We start from the raw sequence: 12,379 nt of genomic DNA, 5'->3' as shown, positions 1-12,379 counted from the left end.
TTCTAGCTTTATCCCTTGTATATGTAATCTATTTTCTTTGGCTTATACTATTTCATAAAATACCTGCTGCATATTCATGGGTAAGGGCGCATAGATGTGCGCCCCTACAACTGATTCATAGGATTACTGGGTGTATAGATTCAAATTTAAGTAACGGCAAATGCTTTTGCTAACTTCATCGAGAATGGTAGCAAAATTAGAACGAATAAGCCGTAATACAAACCAGCAAAACCAGATGCAATAGTTGCATCTAAAACTATTAGAGATAACACGCCTATTTTTACGGCACTTCGGATATTTTCGGCGACTGGTTCACGCGCAGCTTTGATAAAATTAGGCAAAACTCTGATAGCTAATAAAATAGCAAATGGTAGTGCTGCGATCGCTGCATACTCTCCTAAGAATCCTAAAGCTAAAATTGCCGTTAAAACTATTGCAATCAGCAGTAATGCCAGTACTCCGGTAATCTTCTTCCCTCCGTGAACTTCACCCTGACTAATTGCGGTGATAGCAGCAATGTAAATAACAGGAATCAGCGCTAAATACCAACGTTCTCCTATCATTGCTGGTACAGCACTTACGCCTAATAATAAGTTACTGCCACGACACAAACCCATATTTAAAGGGCCAAAAAAAGGATGATGTTTGGCGAGTGAGTTATAGAGTAGACATGAAAGAGTAATAAATATAGCGATCGCAGCACTCACCAACGATACTTGAAAAGCAGCTATAATCCCGATCGCAAATAGTATACTCCCCAATAAAGTAGCATTTTCACGAGATACGCGACCACTGGGAATTGCTCTATTTGGTCGCTCTTTTGCATCTAATTCAGCATCAAAAACATCATTAAAAACTACACCACCGCCGTATAAACCAGTTGTAGCCAATAACAACCAAGCTAATGGAATTAGTATGGCAAAACTTGCTTCTCCATTGATTAATTGGGCAAAAATAATCCCAGAGCCAGAAGCAGCAAAACCAACAAGAATATCCGCCCAAGCAGTAACAATATTAGCAGGACGCATCAATTCTAGATAACCCCGCCAGCTTTGAAAATTTAAGCTTGCAACATTCACTTATCTGCCTCCGCACCTAATAACTTGTCAAAATAAACCGCATATTACACATGAATCAAATATTTATGCAATTCCTCATCCCCGCTCCCCACCCCCAATTTTTTACTCAATCAACACATAATCTGAAACTGATTTTATTCCTGGTTCTTGTCCCCGCAACACAGAATTGCCATTGAACAACTGACGCTGATCAATAGATTGGGGATTGAGCCAGTCTGATGCCTGCATTTGCCCAGTTTGACTGTAAGCAGCTAAGGCATTTTCATAACAAACTGCTCGTACATGTTCTTCAGGAATGCCCCTGTCTAACATCAACTGAGCCGTTTTTGGGACTGCCAAAGGATCGCTAATACCCCAATCAGCACTACTATCTACAATGATGCGATCGCGTCCATACTTACGGACAACTTCAACCATCCTGGCGTTACCCATCTTCGTCTGTGGATAAATCGTAAAAGCTGCCCAAAAACCCCGTCCTAATACTTCCTCAACGGTTTCCTCGTTGTTGTGGTCAATAATTACTTGTGAAGGATCTAAGCCGTATTCAATACAGCGATCCATACTCCGACTAGCACCCGCCTTTTTATTACGATGAGGCGTATGAATTAGCACCAACATATCGAGTTCTTTAGCTAATGCTAACTGTTGACAAAAGTACTTGTCTTCTGCTTCTGTCATGTCGTCGTAGCCAATTTCACCAATAGCAACAACACCTTCTTTACAAGCATAAAGTGGTAGCAGTTCTATAACTTCTGCTGCTAGTGCCTCATTGTTAGCTTCTTTCGGATTGAGGCCAATTGTGCAGTAATGTTGGATGCCAAATTGACTAGCACGAAACCGTTCCCAGCCTACAAGACTGCTGAAATAGTCTTTGAATGTGCCAGCGTTCGTTCGCGGTTGTCCTAACCAAAAGGCTGGTTCAATAACGGCGACAATGCCATATTCCCGCATTACTAAGTAATCGTAAGTAGTACGCGAACACATGTGAATGTGAGGATCGATGAACATCATAAGTAATTCAAAATTGAAAATTCAAAATTTAAAATGAAAAACCCGGCATCAGCAACTATCCTGGCTGCTGACTGTATCCGGTTTCAATGTGGAATAGCTTGCTGTTGCTGAATGATGGATAATTTCATTTGCAAACTGACAGGCGTTAGCGGCTAAAACTGCTCCAAGTCAGATTACCTTTTTGAATGGATGACTGTAAATCTGGGTAGCGAGAAAGTAATTCTTGTGCTTGGGGTAAAGAAGACTCAGCACAAGCTAACGCTGCTGCTTCTTGCTCGTGTATATCCCCATTAGCCAGTACTTTTTCCAAATCTGTGATGATTGCACTATCCGCAAACCGTCCTACAGGTCGCCAAAGTTCTGGCGTAACTGAGCGTTTAGCTGCCCAACGTTCATGGGCATAGTCTGCCAACATCCTCGCCAATTCTGGATTAGCACGCCGATCCAGTCCCCAAATTAGATGTAACGGACTGCCGACAAACACAGCCTTTAGCACCATCTGATTCCAAGCAGCATTATCTAAATAATCTGCTGGATAAGGGTTTCGTAGTGCTATGGCTTGGAATACATTACTCATATTGCTGCGAATTCCTTCAGCAGCGCGATGGCGATGTAACTCTGGATGCGGTAATAACGGCAAACTTTGATAAAGGACAACTAACTCCCCCATATCGGCAGTGGAGAAGAATTTATCAAGCGATCGCACATAGACCTCAGCATCATCATGGGGCAAAGCTAGAAGTAAGAGTGTACGACCTGCTTGATCTACACTCCAAGGACCAGGATACCAACCGGGAATCACATCCTGTGCTGCTTCCAAGTCCTGGAATGTTAGTTGCAAATCCTCTTTACCTAGATAACGCGGCACAGCACTAAAAGCCGTAAAAAACACTCTCTCAGCAGCGCCGCTAGCAATTTGTGCTTGCTTCTGTTCCAGCCAAGCAAAAGCTTTCTCTGAAACAGACTTTAACAGCCAGTGATGCAGTAACTCGTTTACTTTACTCATGATGAATTTTAGGAAAGTTGCCCAACTTTTTTATGGCAACCAAGTATAAAATCTAGCACTAAACTTGATACTTTGTGATTCAAGCAGCTAGATAATATACTACTGAGATTATAACTTCACTGAATCTATAAAAATCTCCCGACTTTCAATAAGATACTGTAAAGATATCATTTTGATTAGATAAATTAGAATTTTTTCTTACGGAATAAAATTAGAATTTAATGTAATAATGATATCAATAGGCGATTATAAATATAAAATCTATCCATGTATAAAGTCAAAATTTGATGTTATTTAGAATTTCTAAATTAGGGAAAATACTTCAGAAGTATGATTATTTTATTGTCTAATATTTAATATTAATGGTTTTAAAATTGACCTTTTAAATAAGTTCAATTTTTCAAAGTTACTATAATTTTTAATGACAATCTTACATATATAGTATAGGACTAATATTTGATTTCTGAAAAAGCTCGGTACAGATCGAAAAGCTTAATTCCTTATTCCCTCCTTCCGTTCGGCTACGCTCACGGCAAGCCTACTCTCCACTCCCCGCCCACGTAGATAATTTCAAAAATCAAATACGATTCCTATATTTACACTTATTTAATAATTAATACCCAATGGCTATTCAACAAAAAACCGTTCTTAATCTTCAACCAATTAACCAATGTGTTCGCGTCACCTTCAATTATGATGTTCACTTTACTAGAGGTCTGTTTCAGTTAGATAATCCTTTACTCGCACAAGCGATCGCCGCAGATGGGGAAACAGCCCCAAAACAAGTGCTAGCAGTGGTAGATGCAGGATTTTTACAGTATCAGGATGGGTTGCTAAAAAAATTATCAGTTTACGCTCAGTATTATCAAGATGTACTAACACTAACTGGTGAGCCGATAGTAGTTCCGGGTGGAGAAGCAGTCAAGAACGATTCTAGATTTATAGAGCAAATTCATCAGCACATAAATGCAGCTGGATTGTGTCGTCACTCCTACATCTTAGCAATTGGAGGTGGAGCCGTCCTAGATATGGCAGGATACGCAGCAACAACAGCTCACCGAGGAATTCGGCTGCTACGAGTACCAACAACAGTATTAGGGCAAAACGATTCGGGTGTAGGGGTAAAGAACGGAATCAATGCCTTTGGCAAGAAAAACTTTTTGGGTACATTCATGCCACCTTATGCTGTCTTGAATGACTTTGATTTTCTTACTAGCCTTGATGATCGAGATTGGCGATCGGGTATTGCAGAAGCAGTGAAAGTAGCGCTGATTAAAGATGCAGATTTCTTCGATTTCATTATGGCTAATGCCGATAAATTAGCTAATCGAGACATGGAGATAATGGAAAGGCTGATCTATCGCTGTTCTCAGTTGCACTTAGAGCATATTGCTGGTAGCGGCGATCCTTTTGAAATGGGTTCATCGCGTCCTTTGGACTTTGGACACTGGGCTGCTCACAAACTAGAGCATTTAACTAATTACAGCCTACGTCATGGTGAATCTGTAGCGATCGGTATTGCTTTAGATACGACCTATTCATATTTAACAGGGCAACTCTTAGAATCTGAGTGGCAAAGGGTTCTAAGTACACTCAAGAAACTAGGCTTTACTTTGTACGTATCAGCGCTGACAGAACAATTAGATCAACTAGATCATCCGCATTGTCTATTTAGGGGGCTTACCGAGTTCCGTGAACACTTGGGAGGAAATTTGACAATCACTCTTCTACAAAGAATCGGGCAGGGAATAGAAGTTCATCAGGTGGATTTGTCTTTATATAGAGATGCTATTTTGATGCTGAAAGATTGGGAACTTTTGCATTAATTTTTCTTTGAATACATCGCCCAAATTTCTAGGCGATCGCTACTTCGTGATTCTAAATTGTAAAATACTTTTTAGTTCCTCTTCTTCTTCCTTGAGAACGTGGTAAAGTTCCCAATTCTGTTGGAGGTTTAGCCAAAACTCTGAACTATTTCCAAAAAATTTTGATAACCTTATTGCCTTACTAGGTGTAATACCTCACTTTTGATTTACTTTCTGGAAGTTCCTTATCATAATTAGCATGATGACACGGTTATCATGCTACCAAAAAAAACGAAGTGATTTTTTGTAGGATGAGTAAACTAAATTAAAGTTATCGTGAGCCAAAAAAGTATGATGTCTTCGCTTCCCGTCAACGACGCTCAAAATAATTTACAAGAGATCATTGACCAAGTTGCACAGGGTAAACCTGTGATCATTCGAGGCGATCGCAGTAATGCGATTCTGGTTGCGGAAAAAGATTGGTCTGCAATTCAGGAGACTCTTTACTTATTATCTATCCCTGGAATGCGAGAATCTATCAAAGAAGGACTAGCAACCCCGATCCAAGAATGTGATGGAGAGTTGGATTGGTGAGTCAGTCAACGTCTGAGGAGCCACTTCCAAACCCCCAAGGTGCGAGTTGGAGGTTGATTTACACAAAACAAGCGCAAAAAGACGCAAAGAAATTAGCTTTTAGTAACTTAAAGGAAAAGGCCGAAGAATTACTCGCAGTCCTTCAAGACAATCCTTTTCAAAATCCTCCACCTTATGAAAAGCTGGTTGGTGACTTATCAGGTGCTTATTCTTGTAGGATAAATATACAGCATCGGTTGGTATATGAGGTCATTGAATCCGAGCAAGTAGTTAAGATAATTCGCATGTGGACACATTACGAGTAACTTATCTCCTCAACCCCCCTTGGTGTTCACAATGAAAACCTCGATTCTCCCAAGCTTGCATATCTACTTCGGTAAGTCTTGTTACATTTGAGCATTGCGGTTGAATAATTTGACTTACAATCGCCCAAAATAAGCTGCGTGTTACATCTAATCCAGTTTTGGCCCAAGATTCATTGTTACCAGGAACACCCAACTCCTGAACAATCTCTGTCTCTACCCAAATACCATGAGCGCCCAAGAGAATCTGTGCCATCCATTTGGCTCTGGGTAAATGACTTGGCGAGGTAATCAACATGACTTTATGCACTCCCCAACGTCGCAAAATTGGAATACCATAATAAAAATTTTCAAAGGTAGAATTCGCGCAGTTTTCTAACCAAACGTTTTGTAACCGTGCTAATTCCGCCTGAAAAATTAACCATATACAGGGGTCTGGGGAACCATGAGAAATTAAAATTGGGGTTTGCGGGTATTGTTTTGCTAGTTGAGCAACATAAGTTTCTCGACGAATACTGCCACCAAGCACAAAGAAGGCATCTACTGGCTGCGAAGAAGCAAAAACTAAGGTTATAGTGGTAAAAATCAGCCAAGCGCCCAAAACAAAATACAATCCACCAGTTAGTTTTTGTAACGATTGCCACAGATTAGTAAAAAATTTTTTAATAGAAATTAACGATTTGATGGTAAATTTACGTTTCATGACTTAGGTAAGAAAAGCTAATTTAATGGCAGTTTAACAGTACTGCAATTCAGTGATCAAAGTGCTATCTTATAAAAGTAATGAATAAGTACAAAAATGACGCTGATCAAAGTGTCACATGTTCAGTATAGCCTTCCGGAGAAGGCTAACAAACTTAGAAATGGTTGTTAATAATGCAGCATTTTCGGCATCATTCAACGATAAAAATGATGAAGGGAGCAGAGCTTAGTTTGGGGTATAAAAACTTAAAAGTCTCTTGAAAGCCTGATTGCTAAACTGTCAATAACACAATTATTCCAGCTAATATACATGAACCAATCTGCGAAAAGTTACTCGCCGCTCCAAGTAGCCTTGATTGGTGGGGCGATCGCCACTACTGCTACTATATCTTTGTTCGGCACTGCTTGGACTCGTGGTGTCCGGGCCGCTCTAGCCCTACAAGACAGCCCGAAAGTGATAGTTGACCAAGTATGGCAACTGGTGAATCATGAATATGTTGATGGCAAATTTAATCAACAAGATTGGCAAGCAACCAGACAAAGCCTGTTGAGCAAAGACTATTCTTCTCGGGAAGAAGCTTATACTGCCATCCGTGAAGCTTTACAAAAGTTGGGAGATCCTTACACTCGATTCATGGACCCCAAACAGTTTGAAGCCCTGACTAGCCAAACATCTGGGGAAGTCTCTGGTATTGGCATTCGCATGGAAGTAAACGAAAAAACTCAGCGCCTTACTGTTGTCGAAGCCATAGAAAATTCTCCGGCGCTAAAAGCTGGGATCAAAGCAGGCGATGAAATTTTGGCAATTGACGGCAAACCCACTCTCAAAATGAAGGTGGATGATGCTTCTAAGCTAATTCGTGGCAAAGCGGGTACTCCCATCAAGCTAAAGCTGGGACGGGCGGGGCAAACTGCCTTTGATTTGAAGCTGACAAGGGCAAATATTGAAGTGCCAACGGTACGTTATACCCTCAAGCAAGAAGGGAATCGCCGCGTTGGCTATATCCGTTTGCGGGAATTTAGCGCTCACGCCGCAGACCAAATGCAACGAGCCATCCGCGATTTGAACACTAAGAAAGTTGATTCTTATGTCTTGGATTTGCGAGGAAATCCTGGCGGGTTGTTACAGGCGAGTATTGAAATTGCCCGGATGTGGTATGATAACGGCGGCATTGTCAAGACAGTAGACCGTGTGGGCGGCACTGAGGAAACTAAAGCCAATCGCACTGCTTTAACAAATCGTCCTTTGGCAGTCTTAGTGGATGGCAATTCAGCTAGTGCTAGCGAAATCCTCACAGGGGCACTCAAGGATAATAAGCGGGCGGTAGTCGTAGGTGGTCAAACCTTTGGTAAAGCTTTAGTGCAGTCAGTTCATGAACTCGCAGATGGTTCCGGCTTGGCAGTTACCATAGCCCATTACTACACCCCGGCGGGAACGGATATTAACCATAAAGGGATTGCCCCAGATATCAAGCTAGACTTGACAGAGGCACAAGAGCGGCAGTTAGCTTCTAATCCAGATTTAATTGGAACTAAGAGTGATCCACAATATGCCCGTGCGATCGCAATTTTATCAAATAACAACTTTGCCCAACCGCCAGCAAATCAGCCTACTCGACCCATGAGCCGCGCCGATAAACTAAAATTTTAGGTGAGTGATTTGTTTGTAGGTGTTTATATAGTAGTATTCCCAAATCCAGATTTTTGGAGTTATGAAAACTGCTTAGTATACCTTTCTAGGATTTTGGATTGGGAATACTAGTTACTAATCCCAAACCAAAATCTCAGATTTATGAATCATCAGCCAGTTGATGCAACCACCGCCACCAGTTTTTTACCAATGGTGTCGGTGGTTGTTCCTATTTATAACGGTGAGGCGGATTTACCAGAGTTAATTAATTGTCTGTTGTCTCAAACTTACCCAAAAGACCGGGTAGAATACTTGTTGGTGGACAATAACAGTAGCGATCGCACTCTCACCATCCTAAAAACATCTACCGAAAACTGCCCAATTACAATCCGCCCATTGAGCCAAAACCAAATTCAAAGCTCTTATGCTGCTCGTAATACTGGGATTCGCGCCGCTACGCATGAAATTATCGTTTTTACCGATGCAGATTGTCGCCCACAACCGCAATGGTTAGATACATTAATTCAGCCTTTTGTCAATAAAGAAGTGGTAATTGTCGCTGGTGAAATTTTGGCACTACCAGGCACAACTCTGCTAGAACAGCACGCAGATCGTCAAGAAACTTTGTCGCAAAAGCATACCCTTAACCATTCCTTTCGTCCCTATGGTCAAACGGCTAATTTAGCGATTCGACGCATTGCATTAGAAAAAGCGGGTTTATTTCGTCCCTATCTTACCACTGGTGGCGATGCCGATATTTGCTGGCGGATTTTGGGAGAAAACATCGGGCGTTTGGAATTTGCCCCGAATGCGATCGTTCAGCACCGCCACCGCGCCACACTTCAAGAACTGCGAAGTCAATGGCGGCGCTATGGACGCTCAAATCGCTATCTGCACGAACTGTACGATGTAGAGTTGATGCGAGATATTACACTCAAAGAATGCGGTTATCGTTTGGCACGTTGGTTAGTCAAGGAAATACCAAGGGATATGAAAAAGGCGATTGCAGGTAAAGCCACCCTTGTAGATTTATTAAATACTCCCATTGGTTTGTTCACTGTTAGGGCGCGTGCTGCTGGTCAACGAGACGCCAAGTTGCCAGAAAATGCCAAGATAATTGATCGACTGTAACAATATTAGGTTAGTTGTTTACTTTGGAGGATTTCTGTTGCTTTCTGTCCAGAAAGTGGCCGGTAAAATAAATAGCCCTGTACATCCTCACAATTAATAGATCTCAAAAACTCCAGTTCCTCTTCTTTTTCTACCCCTTCGGCTATCAACTTCAATCCCAAGCTGTGTCCCAAGGTAACTATCGCCTTAATAATATGAGCTGCTTTGACATCCTGCGTCAAATATTGAATAAAAGATTTATCTATTTTCAGATTGTGGAGTGGCAAAAGCTGTAGACGCGAGAGCGAGGAATGACCCGTGCCAAAGTCATCAATGGAGATGCAAACACCCATTTGCTGTAGATCCTTTAATACCATTGTGGTAAAATCTAAATCCTCAATGGCTGTGGTTTCCATAATTTCTAATTCTAAAAAGTGCGGCTCCAGACCCGTTTGTTCTAAAACTGTAGCTATAGTCTCCACCAATTTGGGTTGGCGGAACTGCTTAAGAGAAAGATTAACAGCCATCGTTATGGGTGGCAATCCTGCATCTTGCCAGATTTTATTTTGAATACAGGCTGTCCGCAGCACCCATTCGCCGATGGGGACAATTAATCCACTTTCTTCGACCAGGGGAATGAAAACACTGGGTGCGACCAATCCCATCTCTGGGTGCTGCCAGCGCAATAGAGCCTCCATCCCAGTAATTTTTTCCGTAGCAATATTTACACGAGGTTGATAGTACAGCGTAAATTCATTGCGTTCTAGGGCATAGCGCAAGCTCTTTTCTAAAGTCAGGAGTTCAGGATTTTTAGCACTGAGAGAAACACTATAGAATTGGTAATTATTTCGCCCTTTGTCTTTGGCATAGTACAAAGCGGCATCTGCGTGCTGGATTAGTGTTTCGGCGTCAGGACTGTTACTATCAAGCAATGCAATACCGAGGCTGGCAGTCACATAAAGCTCATGCCCTTGGAAATGGAAAGCATCCTCTAGTGCTTGTAATATTCTATACGCCACCAGTGTTACCTCTTCAATGTCATTGACTCGCGGGAGTAAGATAGTGAACTCATCACCTCCCCAACGGGCTATAGTGTCTCCGCCTCTGAGTGAGCCTTGTAATCTTTGAGCAACGCTTTGTAACAATTGGTCTCCCAGAGTGTGTCCCAAAGTGTCATTAATCACCTTGAAGCGATCCAGGTCGAGGAAGATCACAGCTAAACTTTCACCATTCCGAGTGGCGTTGGGGAGAGTTTTATTAAGCAGCTCATTAAATAGTAGGCGATTGGGCAACCCTGTCAGCATGTCATGTAGGGCTTGATAGCGAATCTTTTCTTCTACTTGCTGACGTTGCCGCGCACCAATGATACTGGCGGCCATCGTCAAAAGGGTAGATTCTTCGTGCTTTGACCAATGACGCTCAAAGGTGCAGTCTGCCAAGCCAAGGTAACCCCACAACTCATTCTCCAAGCAAAGAGGTACCAGGAGAAGGGATTTAATGCCATCTCTAATCAGGAATTCTTGTTCGGCGACAGGAAATTGTTGGGTCAGTCCGCTAATCGACTTGCCGCTAGAGAGAACAGTGTACCAACGAGCTAATCCAGAACCTTGATAAGGCTGATTCTGCCAATATTGGTAAGTAGATTCCGTAGAACAATGTGTCCATTCAAACCGCAGGCTGACTACTATATCTCCTGTAGCAGGATGGGTATGGTTTTGAAAGAGATAAGCACGATCTGCTTTGGCAGCTTCACCCAATACAGCTAGAGCTAGATCAATACCAGTTTCATAATTCATTTCCCCAAGCAAATAATTGGCAGCTTCTGCGACTGCCTGTAGCAAGCGATCGCGCTGACGTAGTTCGGCTGTGGCTTGTTTTTGCTCTGTAATATCCCTAGTAATAAAAGTTCTAATTAAATCACTTTCAGGTAAGTAGAGAACGGATTGTTCAAAAACTTCTGTACCTACTTCCACCTCCCGCACAAAAGAATTTTTTTCTACATTATTTGTACTCAAAAGTCCTGTTAAAATCGGGTGTTTTGTTCCAATTTCCCTCAACTTGGGAAACTTGAGAGTTGCGGCTGGATTAAGATAAGTTACTCTTCCTTCCAAATCCATCTCAATGATTGGATTGGGGATGAGTTCAGGGAAGGATGCTAGGCGAGCTAAAGCAGACTCACTAGCTAATTCAAAGCTGGGCTCGAGAGCTAAGGTTTGAAAAGGATTGGCAGGACTGCCTTGCTCTGATAGAAAACCAGATAAGTCTTCAACATCAAAAGATTCAGAAAATGCTTGTTCTGAAATGTTAGAAATAGCATAATATTTAGCTTGAGCTTGATTACTGCCAAAGGCAATGACATCTCCACTTCTAAGATTATGGGAAAAGCATTTAGTGCCATTGACAAATAAGCCATTAGTACTCCCCTTACCTTTATAGTTACCATCAATAATCTGGAAGCCATATTGATCAGTCTCTGGAACAGTTACTCGCAATAAAATTGCATGTTGCATTGATACTGACCGGGAAGACAAGATAATAGTGTTTGCGGGATGTCGCCCCAGAGAATAAGTAGTCTCTTGCAAGGGGACAGTTCGGCGACCTTGCAGGTCTTGAATGACCAGCAGATGGCGTATTTTTTCCCGCTCATTTCCTAACATGGTTATTCCTCAATTTTTCATATTTTTATGTCTTTAGTCTGAATAATCCTACTCCCACAAGTTTCAATACCGTTAGGTTAAGGCTAACCTTTTTTAAAAAGCAGGGGATTCAGCTTTGCGGTAGAACTTCTAGCTGTTTTCTCTATTCATACATAATTTATAAATTTTCCCCCTTTGTCCATATCATCTAAGCTTGTCTTTCTTAGGATACCCAGAATAAAATCAAACGCTGAATAGAACACTTGGTATATTTGCGGATTTTTATTCTGAGTAGTGGGAAAACTCTGAATTAAATAAATAACGGTCTGATTTTTATTTTTTCATCAGTCAAATAGTTCTGTTTTACGCAATTAATTTTGCAAAATAGATTAGAGCAAGGTAGGAATTAAATAAATTGGGGGCATCCCACTGACAAAAATATCTGTGGATTTGAAATTGCCCGCCAGTTGCTTTAATGGAGCGGGAACTCCGGTTGGCGCAGCC

The 12,379-nt window shown here is 41.7% G+C and carries 10 protein-coding genes; 5 read left to right on the top strand and 5 right to left on the bottom strand.

The features are described 5' to 3' along the window. Positions 1-146: 146 nt before the first annotated feature. From eboC to LC608_RS21840, 3 genes are all read right to left on the bottom strand, one after another. Complete coding sequence (eboC, locus tag LC608_RS21850; RefSeq protein WP_308189909.1) at positions 147-1,079, bottom strand: UbiA-like protein EboC; 933 nt, start codon at positions 1,077-1,079, stop codon at positions 147-149. 102 nt (positions 1,080-1,181) lie between these two features. After that, on the bottom strand, positions 1,182-2,090 hold the full coding sequence (locus tag LC608_RS21845) for a TatD family hydrolase (RefSeq protein WP_100903103.1): 909 nt from the start codon (positions 2,088-2,090) through the stop codon (positions 1,182-1,184). A 145-nt stretch (positions 2,091-2,235) separates the two neighbouring features. Next, entirely contained in the window at positions 2,236-3,096 is an 861-nt protein-coding gene (locus LC608_RS21840) for an EboA family metabolite traffic protein (protein ID WP_229555510.1), read from the bottom strand. A 623-nt stretch (positions 3,097-3,719) separates the two neighbouring features. On the opposite strand from LC608_RS21840, the gene LC608_RS21835 reads away from it, so the two are divergent. The 3 genes from LC608_RS21835 to LC608_RS21825 all read left to right on the top strand — a co-directional run bounded on the left by LC608_RS21835 (position 3,720) and on the right by LC608_RS21825 (position 5,800). After that, complete coding sequence (locus LC608_RS21835; protein WP_229555509.1) at positions 3,720-4,922, top strand: 3-dehydroquinate synthase; 1,203 nt, start codon at positions 3,720-3,722, stop codon at positions 4,920-4,922. Between the two features lie 333 nt (positions 4,923-5,255). Then, positions 5,256-5,495: a type II toxin-antitoxin system Phd/YefM family antitoxin gene (locus LC608_RS21830; RefSeq protein ID WP_267871160.1), complete on the top strand. Its 240-nt coding sequence runs from the start codon at positions 5,256-5,258 to the stop codon at positions 5,493-5,495. Beyond that, the gene (locus tag LC608_RS21825) at positions 5,492-5,800 is read left to right on the top strand and encodes a Txe/YoeB family addiction module toxin (protein WP_229555507.1); all 309 of its coding nucleotides are present in this window, start codon (positions 5,492-5,494) and stop codon (positions 5,798-5,800) included. The genes LC608_RS21830 and LC608_RS21825 overlap by 4 nt, the downstream gene beginning before the upstream one ends. A gap of 1 nt (position 5,801) precedes the next feature. Here the strand turns inward: LC608_RS21825 and LC608_RS21820 are convergent, their stop codons facing one another. Next, the gene (locus LC608_RS21820; protein WP_229555506.1) at positions 5,802-6,500 is read right to left on the bottom strand and encodes a YdcF family protein; all 699 of its coding nucleotides are present in this window, start codon (positions 6,498-6,500) and stop codon (positions 5,802-5,804) included. 309 nt (positions 6,501-6,809) lie between these two features. Between LC608_RS21820 and ctpB the strand changes: the two genes are divergently transcribed. Continuing rightward, positions 6,810-8,150 carry a carboxyl-terminal processing protease CtpB gene (gene ctpB, locus LC608_RS21815; protein WP_229555505.1) on the top strand — a complete coding sequence of 447 codons (1,341 nt, stop codon included), beginning with the start codon at positions 6,810-6,812 and terminating at the stop codon, positions 8,148-8,150. 141 nt (positions 8,151-8,291) lie between these two features. Further along, positions 8,292-9,260, top strand: coding sequence for a glycosyltransferase family 2 protein (locus LC608_RS21810; protein ID WP_229555504.1), 969 nt, complete (start codon positions 8,292-8,294; stop codon positions 9,258-9,260). Positions 9,261-9,265: 5 nt separating this feature from the next. Here the strand turns inward: LC608_RS21810 and LC608_RS21805 are convergent, their stop codons facing one another. Beyond that, positions 9,266-11,896: an EAL domain-containing protein gene (locus LC608_RS21805; protein WP_229555503.1), complete on the bottom strand. Its 2,631-nt coding sequence runs from the start codon at positions 11,894-11,896 to the stop codon at positions 9,266-9,268. Positions 11,897-12,379 lie beyond the last annotated feature (483 nt).

Origin of the sequence: Nostoc sp. XA010 (assembly GCF_020829625.1) — a bacterium.
Taxonomy (GTDB): Bacteria; Cyanobacteriota; Cyanobacteriia; order Cyanobacteriales; family Nostocaceae; genus Nostoc.
The sequence above is the reverse complement of the archived record's forward strand: the minus strand, read 5'-3'. Positions and strand labels throughout refer to the sequence as shown.

Excerpts from the sequence above, each read along its gene's own strand:
- LC608_RS21805 (WP_229555503.1), bottom strand. The coding sequence starts at position 11,896 with ATGTTAGGAAATGAGCGGGAAAAAATACGCCATCTGCTGGTCATTCAA.
- LC608_RS21840 (WP_229555510.1), bottom strand. The coding sequence starts at position 3,096 with ATGAGTAAAGTAAACGAGTTACTGCATCACTGGCTGTTAAAGTCTGTT.
- LC608_RS21835 (WP_229555509.1), top strand. The coding sequence starts at position 3,720 with ATGGCTATTCAACAAAAAACCGTTCTTAATCTTCAACCAATTAACCAA.
- LC608_RS21845 (WP_100903103.1), bottom strand. The coding sequence starts at position 2,090 with ATGATGTTCATCGATCCTCACATTCACATGTGTTCGCGTACTACTTAC.
- ctpB (WP_229555505.1), top strand. The coding sequence starts at position 6,810 with ATGAACCAATCTGCGAAAAGTTACTCGCCGCTCCAAGTAGCCTTGATT.
- LC608_RS21810 (WP_229555504.1), top strand. The coding sequence starts at position 8,292 with ATGAATCATCAGCCAGTTGATGCAACCACCGCCACCAGTTTTTTACCA.
- LC608_RS21830 (WP_267871160.1), top strand. The coding sequence starts at position 5,256 with ATGTCTTCGCTTCCCGTCAACGACGCTCAAAATAATTTACAAGAGATC.
- LC608_RS21820 (WP_229555506.1), bottom strand. The coding sequence starts at position 6,500 with ATGAAACGTAAATTTACCATCAAATCGTTAATTTCTATTAAAAAATTT.